The organism is Parabacteroides sp., assembly GCF_977054455.1.
Genome location: NZ_CDRTCT010000021.1, coordinates 56,522 through 75,376, shown reverse-complemented (window position 1 = coordinate 75,376; position 18,855 = coordinate 56,522). Strand labels below are relative to the sequence as shown.

Genomic DNA, 18,855 nt, shown 5'->3' with positions numbered 1-18,855 from the left:
AGAAAGTCTCTTCATAGGCAGCTCGTTTTTTATCTTGTTTGATAATAAAACGGGAAGGCTTTCTCCTTATTGTATGACAAGAAAATAAATTTTCATTTTTTACGATCAGGCCATCGACAGCTCGATACTGTTTTCTTCCGCCATACGGCGCATATTCAAGATCGCATAGCGCATACGCCCCAGAGCCGTATTGATGCTCACACCGGTAATATCGGCAATTTCTTTAAAACTGAGATCCTGATAATAACGCATTTCCAATACTTCGCGTTGGCTGTCGGGCAGATGCTTCACCAACTTTTTCACATCGGACAATACCTGATGGCGTACGATGTTATCTTCGATCGTACCGTCACAAAGTTTGATATTATTGAAAAGATCCACTTCCACCTCATCGTTTGAAACCGTATTTTCGCTACGTTCCTGGCGGAAGTTGTCGATAATCAGGTTATGAGCAATGCGGGTAATCCATGCCTTAAACTTACCGTTTTCGGTATAACGGCCTTGTTTAATAGTCATAATCACCTTGACAAAAGTCTCCTGAAAGATATCTTCTGTGAGATCTTTGTTATGAACTATAAAGTAAATGTAGGAGTGTATGCTACTTTTATAACGATTCAACAATACATCGAAAGCAGCATTATTACCTTCTGCATAAAGAACAACCAACTCTTCGTCAGTCATCATTCTTAAAGTCTTCATTACTTCTATATTTTTAGTTTTTTCTTGAGTAATGTTTATGCTATAGGCAACGATGTTTAAAATTGTTAGACAATACTATTATTTATATTTACAAAGGCAAAAGAACGAAAAGTATTTTAAATAGGCAAACATTTCCTTTATTTTTAAGCAAAAAAGCCCCCTGCCCGTACGTTTTATGTACGAACAGGGGGCTTTTACGAACAAAGTCGCCATTCACAACAGGCTGGATTTGATAAATTCTTCTATCTCTTGTGCAGTAACAGAATAAACTGGTTGCAATTGATCAAATCCGGCATCTCTTGTGAAACGATTGCTATTAGTAAGCATAGCCAACAAATTTTTAGATTTCAACTTATGCCCGGAATAACTTAAAGCCAAAGAAATTAAATCATTTATAGACATACCACTTTTCAAAATAGAAAAGATATCATAATAATCACGGAAATAACTTCGCCGTAACATGACTTCCATCTTCTCCGTTTTACAAGTACGCCACTTCATAAAGTCCAAATCTTCACTCTGGCGAGTAGCCATAGATTTGATATAGGCATCCGGTTTCTTTACTTTAAAGTAATACCAAGCAAAAAAGCGGTTCAACGTATAAAGATATTCCTCTTGAGGAATAAGATAGTCCAGCCACACTTGTTTTATCTTCTTGAATGAAAATATCTGAAACAGCTGGTTGATTTCTTCCAAATCCAAGTGCAACAAAGTTTTCTCTATCAATATTTCATCCGAAACCTCATTGACCGAGCTTTCATTGTACGACCAGAAACAATGCTCTTGCTTCAACTTCGCCAACAGTTCTTGTTTTACTGCATCTACGGACATTCCCTTCAGTTTTAGAATAAGACAAAAATAATGGTTCTTTTGATCTTACACAAATTATTAAGTGAGTCTTTTTCTGGAATTATTTCATCACGACACGACAATGAAAAGAGCATGTTACATACTAATAAACATGCCAATAGCTTACTTAATATTTCCATAACATTCAGATTTAAATAAAAAAACATAAAAACAACGTAGTTAAAAACAAATAGAAGCACTTCTTTATAAAAGGTTGGTTCCATCAGGCAAATTCTGATAAAAACACAAAGGTTTAGGAAGAAATGTAAGGATCTAAGATATATTCACTCTCTGTACAGAAAAATAATAAATCAACACTCCAATATTAATACAATACATTCATATAAACAAATTTTTTGTTTGTTTTTTCAAAAAAAAACCTCTACCCGTAAATAAGTTACACGGATAGAGGATGAATTATATAATCTATATTAGTTAAAACTTATAACCTAACGTAAGGGCAACTTGGGTAGTATTTGTTTTCAGCCCGATTGCTTCTGAATCGACAAGCGTGTGAAAACCATTATTATCTTCTATAATAACTTTAGAAAACGTATAAGCATCTTCCTTATATTGACGATATACACAAGCCAAATCCATATAAAAATTAGGAGTAAAACGATATCCAAAACCTACGGAATACGAAGTTGTTCCTTTATCCAAGGTATAATGGGCAACTGTTCCTGCCGGAAATACCTCGAAAGCCCCTTCTCTAAACTCCTTTTTCATCGGACTTGTCCGCCAGTTAGCACCGGCACGAATAGCGAATTGAGGAGTTATTTTTATCTCAGTTCCAAGCTTTATCGTATGAGCATAACCAAAATCTTTTTTAATTAAATCTTTATTTATATCTGTATATTCATATCCATCCTGGTCGGAAAGCTTCATAAAGCTATAATTTCCTAATTCATAATCCAAACTAATCAAAGCGGTTTGTCCAATAATACCAGCAACACTAAAAATCCACTTATCCGCAGTACGAAGTTTATACATTGTATAAGGATTCGGATTACTTGGAGTTGCACCATTTGCTTTTGCTGGATCAAAATTTCCATTAAGCGTTTCTGCACTTCCAAAATAAGAATCTGTCAACTTATACCAAATAGGAGAATTATAAGCGACACCTAAACGCAGGTAATCAGAAGGACGAATAATTGCTCCTATATTAAATGAATACCCAGTACCATCGGTTCTTAACTCATTATCCCAAAACAAATGATCTATAGAACCATCTGTATAATAATATTCTTCTGTATATTCAGAAGACATCCGATAATTCAAATCAGTTACAGAAATAGTAGCACCTAAAAAAAACTTATTTGAAATATTTGTAGCAAACGAAAAATCATATTGGTCAATAGCCCCTCTTTCACTGACTTCCAATGAAGAAAGATCCGGTCGACTATCAGGATACCACGTCTGATTCGCCTCATCCCACTCTGCAAAAGTTGAATGATACATATCATCATTTGCATCCTTTTTATTTGCTCCAATCATTCCTGATTGATAAGCTAACCCTGGTAACCAAACTCCTCCTAAATCATTATATGCTGCAATTGATTCACTATTAATCTGATTAAATGGAGGCATATCATTTTCTTTAACACCAAACCAGCCACCATTATTATCAGTTCCAACATAAGAAGCCTTAGCTGCAGCATAGTCAGCTAACGAAAAATTTTGAGTACCGGATAAACGATAATTACGATTGAAGTTCTTTACTCGATTATAAGAGAAGCCAACATTCCACCCTATTACCCCTTCATCATTTCCTGTGGGAAAATATCCTACATAGGCGATATTATCAAAATTAAACTTTGTTTTACTGCCATCAGCCTTTGAACCATTCCAGTCGGATTTCGTTTTGATCGATGACAAACTCAATGTTGTAACCACTTCCGAGCTACGATAGATTCCCAGGCCGGCCGGATTGGAAGACATTGCAGAAATATCCCCCCCCAATGCACCAAAAGCACCTCCCATACTCAAATAGCGGGCAGTACCATTTAAATCGGTTTGAGAATACCTATAGGCATCCAACTCGCCTTGCGCAAACGCAGCACCACCACTTAACAGGAATGCTGAAACTAATAAGCATGCTATTCTATTCATCACTTTTTTCTTTTACTAATACCTTTTATTGATAAAGGGGCAGAAATCTGCCCCTCAATATTTTATATTACAAACAACTCGTTACCGACGGCCACCACCGCTTCTGCCGCTACCGCCACCACCACCAGAACGGCCACCGCCACCACTGTAAGAAGAACCGGAACTACTACTTCTTGAAGGTGTATAAGTGCTCTGGCTTCTTGACTGAGAAGAACGAGTACTACTATTATCAAAACTACTTCTATTATTACTTCTTGCCGGAGCTGTGTACTGACGGTTTGAAGAATTAGAAGATGATGAGCGAGAAGAAATACGTGAAGATGAAGATGATCCAATTGTATTAGCATCATTCCGACGGCTTACACGTGTTCTTGCCGAGCTACTGGAAGAGGATGGACGCGCTGTAATACTTTCATTTCGGATAGTTGTACCCTGTGAAGCAGAAGGGCGACCAGATCGATTGCTTCTGTTACTGACAACAGAAGTGCTTCCATCTCCTCTCAAAGAAGTGGCTGAGCCATTATTGTATCTATCACGCGAAGACTGCCTATAAGTCGAACTACCATTTCTACCTCCGCTACCTCTATAACTATTTGCATAAGAAGTTGAACGACCTGCATTAGTACGATAATACGGTGTTGCATGATGGTGATGATGCCCCCAAGAGCCACCCCAATATCCACCGCCCCAATAACCGGGTCCCCAGTAACCAGGTCCCCAGTAACCAGGCCCCCAGCCCCAAGACGGGCCCCAGTAGCCGGCATAGAAGCCGCCCCAACCCCAGCCGAAGCCGAAGGACGGACCGTAGCCCCAATAGCGGGCCGGGCTATAGATCCAGGGATCATACCAACCGCCGTACCAGCCACCATACCATCCGCTGTACCACGGATCATAGTAACCGCCCCAGCCGTTGCCGATGTTCACATTGACACTTACGTTGGCATTGCCGTTGGAATAGTCCGTATCGTAGCCATACCCGTAATACCCGTCACTCAGATACAGATCGACCTGGTCTGCTCCGGCAATCGTAATCTTGCTCGGTGAATGGTAACGGATGATACGCTCGGTATATTCCGTATCCGAACGGCGTTCCTTTTTAGAACCGGAAGCGACCGTTGCTTCATTATCCATATCGTCGTTATATTCGGCCAGGACCTCACCGTCCGATTCTTCGTCATACGGTTCTTCCACGTCGACCGAAGTATAGCGGCGGTTATATTCATCTACATCGCGTTCTTCATCAGACACAGCGCTTTTTCTTTTGCTGGTGCTGTATGTAGAAGCTATTGCCGTGCGTTCCACTTTCTCTTTAGGCTGTATAACCTTCTCTTCTGTTTTTTCTTTTTTATCTTTTTTGCTGGAAGAGAAATACACATCATCAAAGAACTCCTCCTGGGCTGCGGCACTGAAGCCAACCAGAAGCATCACCATCAAAGACGTTAATTTCATGGGTTTCATATTCGTTTCTCCTCTACTTTATAATTTTTCTACTCTTTAGACTAAATACAAGGGGGTAAGTTTAATACCCTTTCTGCCTCATTAATAAAAACCATCCATTTTATTGACAAATATAGCTGTTTCCAAATAGTTTCCAAGCATTTATATATACTTTAACGATCCGGACCGCTTCATCGTCCGATAATCCCTATTTACGATAAGATGCTTTGGAAGAAAGAAACGCTGCAGTGCATATGGAAAAGAATAGGTTCACCGATATTTCATGGGGACAAGACCTCGTTTGATAATCAGAAGAAATGATGGCACATCCTTTATTTGAAATGTTAAATTATACAATAACATCCCTTAAAAGAGCGATATTGATATTTATCTGTCATCCAGCACCTTATACTTTTGAAGGTTTCTTAAAAAATATTACCCGCAATAGAAATTTGAAATAAACGGGGTAGAAAACCAAATTTCATGCACTACTGTTTCGATTTGGACCAACGGGTATTTTGAGAAACCGTACAATAACTACAAGAACTTCGGCCGGATAGAGAAGACGCTGTTGCGCGATGAATTTATCCATATCTTTCATCTCATTCCCTTGTTAAATCGGACGGAAAAGGTATTCATTTTTCGGTTCCGCTTATATAACGCGCCAACATGTCCCGCAACCTCCCGGTCGCTTTCTGCAACTGTACGTCGACCGTATTGACGCTTATGCCCAAGTCTTTCGCGACTTCGGCGTAGGACTGTTTTTCCTCGCGTACACGGATAAATATTTCACGGCATCGTTCCGGCAGGCGGTCGAGGGCCTTGACATAGTGGGCGAAAAGTTCCTCACTAACCAGGATGTCTTCAGGTGATTCGCCGGATAGGAGCGTACCGTCAAAAGCATCCGCCGCCATGTCTTTCCGGCGCTGTTCTTTTTCAAGATAGTTCAGGGAGGCATTTTTTATCGTGATAAAGAAATAATCTTCCAGATTGGCGATATGGTGCAAGGACTCGCGGCGTTCCCATATTTTCAGGAACACATCGAGGACGACCTCCTGCGCCCATTCTTCCGTATGCAGGTAGTAGTAGGCTATACGGAAGAAACGGTCGAAGCAAAGATTATAAAAACAGCGCAGAGCAGTCTGGGAATTCTCTTCTTCGATCTGCCTTAAATATTTTCTGATCTCCTGCTCTGTCATCGTCTCATCTTCTATAACCTGCGCAAAAATAGTCAAATTTTCAAATTATGTCCATCATAATAAAAAAATCCGGGACGAAGCATAGGGTATTTGCCGGCTGAACCATCTTGGTAATACAGACACGAGTATTAACTTATCAAACTATATGAGATATGAAAGCAATGCATACACAATTATGGGGATACTTGCTCATTACACTGTTGCTGGCGGGATTCACTCCTCTGCAGGCGCAAACGGATTCGGCTGACGAAGGGGGTTACATCACGGTCAGTGGTATCGTAAAAGACAAAAAGAGCAAAAAGAGCCTGGAATATGTCAATATTTCCATTCCGGGCAGTACGACCGGCACGGTCACGAACGCCGACGGTGAGTTTTCCTTCAAGGTAAAGGATTCCATCCATGCCAAAGAAGTGGAGATTTCGCACCTCGGATATTTCAACAGCAAAATAGAACTCAACGGCAAGGATGTGGAAGAACAGACCGTATGGCTGACCCCCTACACGAATATGCTCGACGAAGTGATCATCCATGCCCGCGACCCGCGCTACCTGGTGGAAGAAGCGATAAAGAAGATTCCGGCCAACTACAATTCGAAACATAGCCTCCTGACCGGGTTCTACCGCGAAACGGCCCAGAAAGGACGCCGGTACATCAACATCTCGGAAGCGGTGATCGATATCTACAAGACTCCTTACGACGAGGGAGTAGACCGCGATCGCGTACAGATATTCAAAGGCCGCAAGCTGCTCAGCCAGAAAGCGAGCGATACATTGGCTGTCAAGCTATTGGGAGGTCCTAACATGTCCGTCTATGTGGACGTGGTGAAGAATCCGGATGTCTTGCTCGACCTCGAAAGCCTTCCTTACTATAAATTCCGGATGGAAGAAGCGACAACGATCAACGACCGCCCGCAATATGTTATCAATTTCGAACCGCAAGCCATATTGCCGTATGCGCTTTATTACGGAAAACTATACATCGACAAGGAACGGCTCTCTTTCACCCGGGCCGAGTTCTTCCTCGACATGAACGACCGCAACAAGGCCACGCAGGCGATCCTCCGGAAAAAGCCGTTCGGGCTACGGTTCAAACCGGTCGAAGTCTCGTTCCTGGTCAACTACAAGGATCGCAACGGGCTGACATATCTGAGCTACATCCGTAACGGCGTCCGCTTCAAATGCGACTGGAAACGCAAATTGTTCTCGACCAATTACACCATCCTTTCGGAGATGGTCGTAACGGACGGCAAGGAAAGCAACGCAAACACCATTCCCTACAAAATGGCATTCAGGCAAAACCAGTCCCTATCGGACAAGGTTTCCAACTTTGCCGATGAAGATTTCTGGGGTTCCTACAATATCATCGAACCGACGGAATCACTGGAACATGCCGTCAACAGGCTGAAGAAGCAACATAAATAATATGCCGATCAAACAATCTGCCGATTTGCGAATGAATAGATTAATGTATAAATTAGCAACATTTCCCAATCGGAACATTGGCATATCGGCACATTGAATAATTACAAAACATGAAAGACCTGCTTATACTTACAAAGATCAAAGATGGAGACGTCAAGGCTTTTGAACAAGTTTTCCGTCTGTATTATCTGCCTCTTTGTATGTATGCAGCCAGCATAACCGGGAGAATGGATATCGCGGAAGAGATCGTGCAGGAATTATTCTATGTGTTTTGGAAGGAAAGGGAACGGTTACAATTGTTCCATACGATAAAGAGCTATTTGTATGGAGCCGTGCGTAACCAATCCCTCCAGTACTGGGAACAACAGGATGTACGCAACCGTTACCGGGATGCCGTCCTCTCCCGCCCGGACAAAGACGGCACGCGGGACGATCCGCAGGAGCAGATCGAATACAAGGAACTGGAAGCCCTGGTAAACCGGACACTCGAAAAGCTCCCCGAACGCCGTCTCCGCATATTCCGGATGCATCGCTTTGAAGGAAAGAAATATGCGGAGATCGCTTCCAGCCTCTCCCTGTCGGTCAAGACCGTCGAGGCCGAAATGACGAAAGCACTCCGAACACTACGGGACGAATTAGAGATTTACATGAAATATGATTGAAACAGAAAGAAATAAAAGAAAAACAGACCGGGCGTGGAACACGCTGTACCAACGCCTGGATGAAGAAGGGCTGCTTTCGGGCGGGCCGGCTTCGCCATTCAGAGGCCTTGCGTGGAGAGGAGGAGCGGCAGCCGCCATCGCCCTTCTTTGCCTGCTTGTGTCTGTCGCCTATCTGAGCAGGCCCGGACAGGATGCGGACCCGAATCTGCTCACCCGCCAGAACAGTGAGACGGCAACGGCATTGGTAACCACCCTTGAAGATGGTTCCGTGGTCTATCTGGCAGGAAATGCTTCATTGATGTATCCCGAACATTTCTCTTCCGACCGGCGGGAAGTGAGTTTGCAGGGAAATGCCTTATTCGACATAGCCGGTAACCGCAAGCGGCCGTTCGTGATCGAAACCGAAGATACGCGTATCGAAGTGTTAGGGACGGCTTTCAATGTGAAAAGTAACGGTAGCTCTCCTTTCGAACTGTCCGTACAGCGGGGGGAAGTAAAAGTGACATTGAAGAAGAACGGACAGGACATCCACGTAAAAGCGGGGGAAACCGTCACGCTCCTCTCCCGGAGACTGCAATTGAGCACGACGCCCGACCCGGCCTTGTTCGACCGCTATACCGAACGAATCAGGTTCAAGGACGAGAAGTTGGGCAATATCCTGCGGGTGATCAATCTACAAAATCCGGATATCCGGTTGGAGACGACGCCGGAGCTATGGGACCGGACGCTTACCGTCACCTTCTCCAACGATACGCCCGAAGCAATGGCTGAACTGATCTGCCTTGCCCTCGACCTGAAGAAAACACGGCAGGACAACACGATCCTCTTATTCAATTGACAATTGATAATTTACAATTGATTGTTTTTCTATAATACAGTGAAGCTAATGATTCAGATTTTTCGCCTTCTCTTTCTGTGCCTTTGGATGCTTTTGCTTCCGACAGGTCCGTTACGCGCAGGAGGAGGCGATGATGTCCTGGCCCGCATGATTCATTTATCCAAAGAAAAAAATACCGTCTACCGCCTGCTTGACAAAGTAACGGAGCAGACCGGTTTTCTCTTTATCTATGACAGCAAGCTGATCGATAATGAAAAAACGGTACGCATCCCGAAAGGCGACTACACCATCCGGCAGGCAATCTACCTGATCGTAGGAAACAAAGAGCTGAACCTACGTGTCATAGGCGATCACATCCTGATCTCCGGGCCGCAATCCGCCGGGCAAGTTGCCCTTCCCGATAGCCTTCCTCCAGAAATAACAGACCACCATTTCATTGTCAAAGGAATCCTACAGGACAAACAGACGAATGAACCGATCGAAGCAGGCACCATAGGAGTCCTTAATACTTCAATCGGCAGCATCACCAACGCAAACGGGGAATTCCGGCTCACGCTGCCCGATTCGCTCCGCCGGTCCACGCTCTACTTCTCCCACCTGGGCTACGAACCCCGCAAGATAGAAGCCTTCCCTCTCGCCGGACAGAACACGGTGATCGCGCTCGATGCCAAAGTGATCCCGATCCAGGAAGTCGTGGTGCGCATTGTCAACCCGCTCCGCCTGCTTCGCGACATGAAGGAAAACATCCGGAAGAATTACCCGCAATCCCCCGCTTACCTGACCACTTTCTACCGGGAAGGAATCGAACGGAAAAATAGATTCGTAGGATTGACGGAGGGCGTATTCAAAGTTTACAAATCGGCCTACAAGCCCGGTCCGGCACCGGACCAGGTCAAACTGCTCAAAATGCGCCGGATCATCAGCCAACAGGAAAAAGACACGCTCATCGCCCGGATGAAGTCGGGAATCAGCGCCAGCCTGAGCCTGGACTTGATAAAGGAATTGCCCGACTTTCTTCTGACGGATGAAAAGATAGAACCCTATATGTATGCCTCTACCGATATCGCCGTGATCGACGACCGGTTAGCCCATGTGATCTATTTCGAGCAAAAAGGAAATATCGGCTCCGCCCTTTACCGGGGAGAACTGTATATCGACACGGAAAACAACGCATTGCTCCGCGCCCACTTCGAAATCAACCCGAAACATATCAAACAGGCTACCGGGATGCTGGTGGAGAAAAAGAGCCGCAACCTGAAGATCACTCCCCAAAAGGTGATTTATACCGTAACGTACAAACCTTACAACGGCCAGTATTACATCAACCATGTCCGGGGCGACCTCTTTTTCAAGATAAAGAAAAGGAAACAGCTGTTCGGAACTTTCCCGCTGCATACCTGGTTCGAAATGGTCACCTGCAAAATAGACACGAACCGGGTAAATCGCTTTGCCCGTAGCGAAGCGCTACCGACACGGACAGTCTTTGCGGAAACCCGATTTGCTTACGACGAAAAGTTCTGGGGCAACTTCAACGTGATCCCACCGGAAGAAAGGCTCAATGAAGCGATCGGGAAAATATCGTCAAAAATAGAAGAGACAGAAGAGTAACCCCCTAAAAATCATAAAGAGGACCTTTTCTCAAAGGTCCTCTTTATAGGTTTTAATAGGTATTAGTCTTTAAGGCAAAAAGATTGTTTAGGTTATCTGCTTACAAAGATGAGGCATTTTAAATTACTGAACAAATAAAAAAAGATATTATAAAACACATTTTTAAGATTATCGAAACTTATTTGCAGCTTCTTCTATTTTTTAACAATATTGGACTGCTGCCGGAATACCGGTTCAGAGACATCAAAACCACCTCATATCTTTGATTATGAAGCAAATTAATACATAATATTCCTATTCTGCAATAAAAAAACACATTTTCACGACAGATCCCCCCCGGAGCATTGTTTTAAATACATACAAACCGCTACAGATATTTTTAATATTTCAACCCATCAAGTATCGCTTCAGTATCCGATTTTTCTGTAATTTTGCACTACGTACCGAGGTGACATTAGGTGCAGACATAACATTCTAAAACAGTTTTATCGTATGTATACCGTTATCAAACGTATGGAGATTTCGGCAGCCCATAGTCTGTCGCTTTCCTATCCGAGCAAATGCGAATATCTGCATGGTCACAACTGGATTATCATTGTGCATTGCCGTTCCAAAGAATTAAACGCAGATGGTATGGTGATCGATTTCAGCCATATCAAGCAGGTTGTGAAAGATCAGTTCGATCACCGGAACCTCAACGAGGTGCTCCCTTTTAACCCGACGGCCGAGAATATCGCCCGGTGGATATGCGACCAGCTCCCCACCTGCTATAAAGTAGAAGTTCAGGAATCAGAAGGAAACACGGCGATCTATGAGAAAGATTAACGAGATATTCTACAGCCTTCAAGGAGAAGGGTTCCATACGGGAACGCCTGCCGTCTTCGTCCGCTTCTCCGGATGCAACCTGAAATGCAGCTTTTGCGATACCCGGCACGAGGAAGGGACCTCGATGTCGGATGAAGAGATTTTACAGGCAGTCTCGGCCTTCCCTTCAAATGTCGTTATCCTGACAGGGGGAGAGCCTTCGCTTTGGATCGACCAGGCGTTTATCGACCTGCTGCACCGTGCGGGGAAATATATCTGCATCGAAACTAACGGGACAAACCCGTTGCCGGAAGGCATCGACTGGGTAACCTGCTCCCCGAAAGGGGCTCCTTTGCGGCTGGCGCATATCGATGAAGTAAAGGTGGTTTATACGGGGCAGGACCTGACGGAATATGCAGGCTTGAAAGCGACCTGGCATTTCCTCCAACCCTGCTCCTGCCGGAACACCAAAGAGGTGGTAGAGTATATCCTCCACCACCCCCAATGGCGTCTCAGCCTGCAGACACACAAGCTGATAAATATCAATTGAAAATTAAAAATTAAAAATTAAAAATTAAAAAATGAAAGTGATAAAGACACGAAGTTAACTTTCAACTTTTAATTTTTAATTTTTAATTCTTAATTCTTAATTTTCAACTATACCGTACTTCCATCCCGCGCACCTCATCGTTCACCCGGCCATTGTCGTAGGCCGGTTGCCCGTTGACGAATGTTTTCCAGACGGCATGGTGGAATGTGTAGCCTTCGAAGGGAGACCAGCCGCATTTATACAGTATGTTCTCTTTTGCCACCGTCCAGGTTTCTTTCGGATCGACCAGGACAAGGTCGGCATAATAGCCCGGACGGATATAGCCGCGGCGATCCACACGGAAAAGCTCTGCCGGCATATGCGCCATCTTTTCCACCACCTTCTCGTAGGTGAAACGGCCCTCCATCGCCAACTCCAGCATGACAATGAGCGAATGCTGGATCAGCGGGCCTCCGGAGGCGGCTTTCAGGCAGCTTCCCTCCTTCTCGGAAAGGAGATGCGGGGCATGGTCGGTCGCCACGATATCGATCGTGTTGTTGTTAACGGCTTCGCGGAGCGCCGTACGGTCTGCCAGCGTCTTGATAGACGGATTCCATTTGATACGGTTTCCGAACTGTTCATAATCGTCCTCATGGAACCAGAGATGATGCACGCATACTTCACCAGTGATCTTCTTTTCACCGAGCGGAAGCTTGTTGCTCAGCAAAGAAAGTTCCTTTGCCGTCGAAAGATGCAGGATATGCAGGCGGGAACCGAGACGGTCAGCCAGTTCGGCAGCTTCGGACGAGGAGGCATAGCAGGCTTCCTCGCTACGGATCTTGCTATGGAAGGAGATATCCAGGTCTTCACCGTACAGGCTCGTATAGTGGGCGATGTTCCGTTTGATGACTTCCTCCTTTTCAGCATGGATGGCGATAAGCATTCCGGCTTCGCCGAAAATACGTTCCAGGCTCTCCTTCTTATCGACCAGCATATTACCGGTGGAAGAACCGAGGAAGAGTTTCAGCCCCGGCACACGGCTACGGTCCAGTTTACGGATTTCATCCATATTGTCGTTCGTCCCGCCGAAGAAGAAGGAATAGTTGGCGACCGACGTTTCGGCTCCCCGTTGCCACTTCCACTCCAGATCGGCAAGGGTCGTCGTCTGAGGTTTCGTATTCGGCATGTCCATGAAGGTAGTCACTCCACCGGCCACGGCGGCACGGCTTTCGCTGGCGATATCGCCCTTATGCGTCAGTCCCGGTTCACGGAAATGCACCTGGTCGTCGATAGCGCCGGGAAGCAGGAATTTCCCGGTAGCGTCGATCACGGCCGCATCCCCGGCCGAAGCCGGAACATCTCCTTCATATACTGCGGCAATCTTATCACCCTCGATCAGTACCGAACCGATGAAGGTACGGCCTTCGTTGATGACGGTGGCGTTTTTTATCAGTGTTCTATTCATATCTTTTTTATGTTAGTTGTGACAAAGGTACGGAATTCTTACCAAAACAATCGCTCTTGTCGATTCCCAGCGCCCCCTAAGGCGCTAAACAGCGCCAACGAAGGCGCCAAACTCCGCCAACGAAGGCGCTAAACTGCGCCGCCTAAGGCGCTGAACTGCGCCAACGGCTTCTAATTATTCCAGCTTTAATACCCCCAAAGAAGACGGAATATGGAAATCCGGTTCGGCGGCATCGGGAACGATCCAGGACGACCAGATCACCCGGTCACCGGCATCCCCGAAATAATCGGCCCGGTAAACCCCCATGCGGATTTCACCGTCAGGAGAAACCAGCCCTAATGCTTTTAAGGACTTCAACGAGATGGAACCTTCCACACGGTAGGAATCTTTACCGACATAGGTTGCCAGCTTCAGGTCCTTGAAGTCCCAGCTAAAATCGAACTTACGATAGGCATGCGCTTCATAATCCATCACTTTCCCTTGCGGGTCGATCTCTGCGCAATAATAGGTCTTCATCTCCGGGTCTTTGCTCATGAAAAACTCGATCCGGTCGCCATTGCCGACAGAGGCTTCCGTCTTCTCGTCATTATAGACCAAAGTCGTATCAGACACGACATACAGGAAATAGAGGTTCTTCTTATCGTGACAGACATAAAAAGCAGTCCCGTCTTTCTCCGCCCCGTCCCAGGGAGCGGTCAGCCCAGTTACCGCCGGAGCGATTTTCCAATCGTCGCGTTTCCCATCCACTTTGATCCCCTTGACCGAAGGAGCATTGATAAAGGGCTGCACAGAAATGCTTTTCCCCGGTTCATGCGAGGGAGGGAAGACGGCCTTTACATCCTGCCCGTTCATTTTGAGTGACAAAAAAGGTTGTTTATGAGTCGGATCGGCCGCTTCGATCTGCCAGTTGCCGTTATGCCGATGAAACATATAAATGCCCGGCGTCTGTATGTCGACCCGCAAGTCTTCTTGCAAATCCAACTTCTGCGGTTCATAGGCCGTCACATAAAAACAGTCGCCGGCGGCAACCGCCTGGACCGCTTTGTCGTTACGGATCACTCGTATATCCTGTACCGGGAAAGCGGCCGTTTTTTCGGAAGTGGAAGCCGGGAGGATCAGATATTGATAACCGGCATTATCTTCTTTTCCATGATCGATATATAGACCGACGATCTCGCCTTCGACCGTTTTAGGAGCGTACGAACCCATAAAGTCGCACCAGCGGCCGGAACGCTTTTCCGAGACAGCCACACATGCGGAGGGTTGCAACAGGATATACCCAGTGTTGTCATGGAAGAAACGTAGTTTTTCCGCGGAAGAAACATACTTTCCTTGTACCGGCAACCAGTCGCCGCCGGCATAACGAAGCAAATCGCCGTGTTTCACCCGTTGGTCGATGGAAGTCGTAACCGCCAAAGTGCTGTCCGAATGAATCCCGGCTCCCAGGCAAAGGACATAATCACGGGTAAAGATCCAGGATTTATAGGCTTGCAAACCATCCCGATCCAGGATCATTGCCGTCATCCCGGCCTGTCCGTCCGTCACGCCACCGACAAAAGCAGTCTTGTTCCGCACATGCGCCCCATAGTGGAAAAAGGCGGGCACGGGAGCTTCGCTCTCATAAGAGGTGATGCCCGGAATCTTGCGCCAGTCCCAGAAGGGGAAAATATTCAGATATTCGTCGCCCCGGCAATAGGTGTACAGAGCACCGTCGCCCATATAAAATCCTTTCAGGTTATCTTCGTTCACCAGCTCCGTCCCGATCACCCGGTCGGAAGCCATCTTGACCGAAGCCATCCAGGCCGGAGAGCGATGGACGGTCTGGTCGGAATCCCAGAAATGCTTATGTCCGGTGAAAGCGCTTCCTTTTCTTTCGGGCGCATAGTTATCTTGCAGGAACTCATCCATCAGCCGGATATCATCTCCGGAACTGCCACGCATCAAGGCGTTTGTGGCAAAGGCCAGGCTGAACGCCTTATGTATCTGTGCGCTATGGAACAATTGCCGGTCCAATGCATTGACATCCATATATCCTTTCCAGACGATCCAGCGATAACCGTTCAAGAGGAAAGAATTCAAAATGTCCTGTTGCGCCTCGCTCAGGGCAAAAACGGTTCCCGCAAACAGGCCGGAATAGGCACTCATCTCCGTCAGGAACGCCAGCCCGTAGTTGCCGAACTGTTGTTGAGGCCCGTGCTGGTGGAAGCTCCAGTCGCTTTTGATCCCTTCCTGCATCCCGGTCGTAATCTCGGAGACAATGGTGTCACGGGCTGCCTTCACCAAACCGAAGTCATCTTGCAACAACCCGCGTATCAGCGCATTCCCGGCAAGCCAGACCTTATTCTGGCCGGTCATGCCGAACTTGGCATTTTCCATAACTTCGATGGCTCCTGCCTTTTCCTCCGGGCTCAGTCGTTCTTTCATCAGGAGGAAAGCCGGCCCCAATGTCTTGGGGATGCCGATCTGGTTATACCACCAGTTCTTACAGACCGGTTTCTCCCTGAACCAGTATCCCAATGCCTGATGAATGACCGATTCGAGTTTCGGCCCCCAATGGCAATCGCCCTCTTCCGCCCGGTAGAGTTTGGCAAGTTCCAACACCCGGTCGGCATGTTGCTTGACAGACCAACCCGAACGTTTCCGGTCGTTGTAGTCGATATCCGGCCAGGAACCGTCTTCCCGGATCGTCTCGATATAACCCGTTATCTTTTCGATGTTAAAGGGATAACGCTGGTGAAGCTCGACAACGACCTGGTCCGAGATCTCCGTCTCAGGTTGTATGCCGGACAAAAGTTCCACCAGCGAAGCGGTCTGTTCGTCATTCGATATGAAAGACCGGATATAGTTTTGCCGAAGCCTCTCCAATTCCCGTTGCGGTGTTTGGGCAAACAAGGGAATCGTCACAAAAAAGAATACAAGCAGAGAAACCTTATTTCGTAAATTCATGGCATATAATTATAGAATATAATACAACATAGCTGCTACGGCCGCCCCTGCGATCGGTCCTAAGACCGGGACCCAGGCATATCCCCACTGGCTCCCGCCTTTCCCTTTTATCGGCAAAAGGGCGTGCATGCAACGGGGAGCCAGGTCGCGTGCCGGATTGATCGCATAACCGGTCGGACCGCCCAACGACAACCCGATCACCCAAACGGTAAACGCCACCGGCAACGCCCCTACGGAGCCCAACCCGATCGGCAACGTGCTATTGCTATCCTTCAAAGAAAGCTCGCCGCCCGTGATATAAAACACGACAAACATCAGGGCAAACGTTCCGACCGCTTCCGTCAGGAAATTAATGGCCGGGCTCTTTATCGCCGGACTGGTGCAGAAGACACCCAACATCGCGTCCGGATCGTCCGTCGCCTCGAAGTGGTCTTTATAGACAAGCCAGACCAAAAGCGCCCCTAAAGCCGCCCCTGACATTTGGGCTATAATATAATGGCACACATCGCACCAGGGGAAAGTACCCCCGATAGCCAACCCGATGGAAACAGCCGGATTCAGATGCGCCCCGCTATAGGGGCCGGCCACCACTACGCCTATGAACACGCCCAAAGCCCAGGCTGTCGTAATGGCCATCCAGCCTGCACCGTGCCCTTTCGTCTTACTCAGGCACACATTCGCCACAACGCCTCCTCCCATCAGGATCAGAAGCATGGTTCCTAAAAATTCCGCTATAAATGGAGTCATGATATTAGATTTATGATGTATAAATTGCCTATTACTCCGCCGCCCAGTTCAAGCTCCTCCCGACCGCCTTATGCCATTCGGTCAGCAAGGCCTCGGCCGTCTCTTCATGCATTTCGGCACTAAAGATATTATCCAAGGACCACTGTTCTTTCAGCTCGTCCACATCTTTCCAGTAGCCGATCGACAATCCTGCCAGATAGGCGGCGCCCAAAGCCGTCGTTTCGAGGACACGCGGACGGACCACCGGACAACGGCAGATATCCGCCTGGAATTGCATCAGGAAGTTATTGGCAATCGCCCCGCCATCCACGCGGATCTCTTTCGGCTTGGCATGTATATCGTTTTCCATTGCCATCAGGACATCATACACCTGGTAGCAAATACCTTCCAGGGCGGCACGGGTCAGATGGGCGGTACTCGTTCCGCGTGTGATCCCGATGATGGCGCCACGGGCATACTGGTCCCAGTAAGGAGCCCCCAGCCCGGTCAGCGCCGGGACAAAATAGACGCCTCCGTTGTCCGGCACGGAATTGGCCAGTTGTTCCGTGATGGCGGCGCTCTGTATCAGCCCTAACTCGTCACGCAACCATTGGACGACCGCACCCCCGACAAAAACACTTCCTTCCAGCGCGTACGTCACTTTCCCGTCCAACTTCCAGGCAATCGTCGTCAACAGGTTATTCTGAGACAAAACGGGCTTGCTTCCGGTATTCAGGATCATAAAACATCCAGTCCCGTATGTCGTCTTGATCATGCCGATATCCGTACACAGTTGCCCGAACAGGGCGGCTTGCTGGTCACCCGCCATCCCCGAAACCGGGATGCCGGTCTTAAAGACAGGGGTGGAAGTCTCGCAATAGACCTCGCTGCTGCTCTTCACTTCCGGCATCATGGAGGCCGGGATTTGGAAAAGGTCGAGCAGCTCCTTATCCCATTCCTGCGTATGGATATTGAACAGCATCGTACGGGAGGCATTCGTGATATCCGTAATAAATTCGGTCCCGCGGGTCAGTTTCCAGACCAGCCAGGAGTCGACCGTACCGAAACAAAGTTCCCCACGCTCGGCACGTTCCCGGACACCCTTCACATGATCCAGGATCCAACGTATCTTCGTGGCAGAGAAATACGCATCGATCACCAATCCCGTCTTCTGCTGGATCAGGGAAGCATACCCCTTTGCTTTCAACTCCTCGCAATAGTCTGCCGTACGCCGGTCCTGCCAGACGATGGCGTTATAGACCGGAAAGCCGGTCTCCCGGTCCCATATGATCGTCGTTTCGCGCTGGTTGGCAATGCCGATGCAGGCGATATGCGCATCCGTCACATCCGCTTTGGCCATAGCCTCCTTGATGGCTGACGATTGCGTGTACCAAATCTCGTTCGGATCATGTTCGACCCAGCCGGGCTTAGGAAAATACTGCTGGAATGTTTTCTGCGCCAGCGTGATGATATTGCCCTGATGGCTGAAAAGAATGGCTCTCGAAGAGGTCGTGCCCTGGTCGATAGCCAGCACGTATTTATTTCTGAAATTCATATCTT

The 18,855-nt window shown here is 47.2% G+C and carries 14 protein-coding genes and 1 pseudogene; 6 read left to right on the top strand and 9 right to left on the bottom strand.

The genetic code is table 11. The features are described 5' to 3' along the window. Nucleotides 1-105: 105 nt before the first annotated feature. From ACW6QF_RS12000 to ACW6QF_RS11980, 5 genes and pseudogenes are all read right to left on the bottom strand, one after another. Entirely contained in the window at nt 106-699 is a 594-nt protein-coding gene (locus ACW6QF_RS12000) for an RNA polymerase sigma factor (protein WP_186931137.1), read from the bottom strand. Nucleotides 700-1,221: 522 nt separating this feature from the next. Beyond that, nucleotides 1,222-1,530: pseudogene (locus tag ACW6QF_RS11995) on the bottom strand (hypothetical protein); the annotation flags it as partial. A 453-nt stretch (nt 1,531-1,983) separates the two neighbouring features. Then, nucleotides 1,984-3,660, bottom strand: a complete 1,677-nt coding sequence (locus tag ACW6QF_RS11990) for an OmpP1/FadL family transporter (RefSeq protein ID WP_298549548.1) — start codon at nt 3,658-3,660, stop codon at nt 1,984-1,986. An 81-nt stretch (nt 3,661-3,741) separates the two neighbouring features. After that, nucleotides 3,742-5,109 (bottom strand): hypothetical protein, encoded by a 1,368-nt coding sequence (locus ACW6QF_RS11985; protein ID WP_456088002.1) that lies wholly within the window; start codon nt 5,107-5,109, stop codon nt 3,742-3,744. Between the two features lie 623 nt (nt 5,110-5,732). Next, nucleotides 5,733-6,296 carry an RNA polymerase sigma-70 factor gene (locus ACW6QF_RS11980; RefSeq protein WP_456088001.1) on the bottom strand — a complete coding sequence of 188 codons (564 nt, stop codon included), beginning with the start codon at nt 6,294-6,296 and terminating at the stop codon, nt 5,733-5,735. 152 nt (nt 6,297-6,448) lie between these two features. Between ACW6QF_RS11980 and ACW6QF_RS11975 the strand changes: the two genes are divergently transcribed. The 6 genes from ACW6QF_RS11975 to ACW6QF_RS11950 all read left to right on the top strand — a co-directional run bounded on the left by ACW6QF_RS11975 (nt 6,449) and on the right by ACW6QF_RS11950 (nt 12,179). After that, nucleotides 6,449-7,717 carry a carboxypeptidase-like regulatory domain-containing protein gene (locus ACW6QF_RS11975; protein WP_298549552.1) on the top strand — a complete coding sequence of 423 codons (1,269 nt, stop codon included), beginning with the start codon at nt 6,449-6,451 and terminating at the stop codon, nt 7,715-7,717. Between the two features lie 110 nt (nt 7,718-7,827). Next, entirely contained in the window at nt 7,828-8,379 is a 552-nt protein-coding gene (locus tag ACW6QF_RS11970; RefSeq protein WP_298549553.1) for an RNA polymerase sigma-70 factor, read from the top strand. After that, nucleotides 8,372-9,217, top strand: a complete 846-nt coding sequence (locus ACW6QF_RS11965) for a FecR family protein (RefSeq protein WP_456088000.1) — start codon at nt 8,372-8,374, stop codon at nt 9,215-9,217. Before ACW6QF_RS11970 ends, ACW6QF_RS11965 begins: the two co-directional genes overlap by 8 nt. A 48-nt stretch (nt 9,218-9,265) precedes the next feature. Continuing rightward, the gene (locus ACW6QF_RS11960; RefSeq protein ID WP_456087999.1) at nt 9,266-10,825 is read left to right on the top strand and encodes an STN and carboxypeptidase regulatory-like domain-containing protein; all 1,560 of its coding nucleotides are present in this window, start codon (nt 9,266-9,268) and stop codon (nt 10,823-10,825) included. A 492-nt stretch (nt 10,826-11,317) separates the two neighbouring features. After that, nucleotides 11,318-11,650, top strand: a complete 333-nt coding sequence (gene queD / locus ACW6QF_RS11955) for a 6-carboxytetrahydropterin synthase QueD (RefSeq protein ID WP_298549557.1) — start codon at nt 11,318-11,320, stop codon at nt 11,648-11,650. Then, complete coding sequence (locus ACW6QF_RS11950; protein WP_298549558.1) at nt 11,637-12,179, top strand: 7-carboxy-7-deazaguanine synthase QueE; 543 nt, start codon at nt 11,637-11,639, stop codon at nt 12,177-12,179. The genes queD and ACW6QF_RS11950 overlap by 14 nt, the downstream gene beginning before the upstream one ends. Before the next feature lie 103 nt (nt 12,180-12,282). On the opposite strand, the gene ACW6QF_RS11945 is transcribed toward ACW6QF_RS11950, so the two are convergent. From ACW6QF_RS11945 to glpK, 4 genes are all read right to left on the bottom strand, one after another. Further along, complete coding sequence (locus ACW6QF_RS11945; RefSeq protein WP_456087998.1) at nt 12,283-13,623, bottom strand: dihydroorotase; 1,341 nt, start codon at nt 13,621-13,623, stop codon at nt 12,283-12,285. A gap of 174 nt (nt 13,624-13,797) precedes the next feature. Continuing rightward, nucleotides 13,798-16,569, bottom strand: coding sequence for a polysaccharide lyase family 8 super-sandwich domain-containing protein (locus ACW6QF_RS11940; RefSeq protein WP_456087997.1), 2,772 nt, complete (start codon nt 16,567-16,569; stop codon nt 13,798-13,800). Nucleotides 16,570-16,578: 9 nt separating this feature from the next. Then, entirely contained in the window at nt 16,579-17,316 is a 738-nt protein-coding gene (locus ACW6QF_RS11935) for an MIP/aquaporin family protein (RefSeq protein WP_456087996.1), read from the bottom strand. A gap of 31 nt (nt 17,317-17,347) precedes the next feature. Further along, on the bottom strand, nt 17,348-18,850 hold the full coding sequence (glpK, locus tag ACW6QF_RS11930) for a glycerol kinase GlpK (protein ID WP_298549566.1): 1,503 nt from the start codon (nt 18,848-18,850) through the stop codon (nt 17,348-17,350). Between the last annotated feature and the right edge of the window lie 5 nt (nt 18,851-18,855).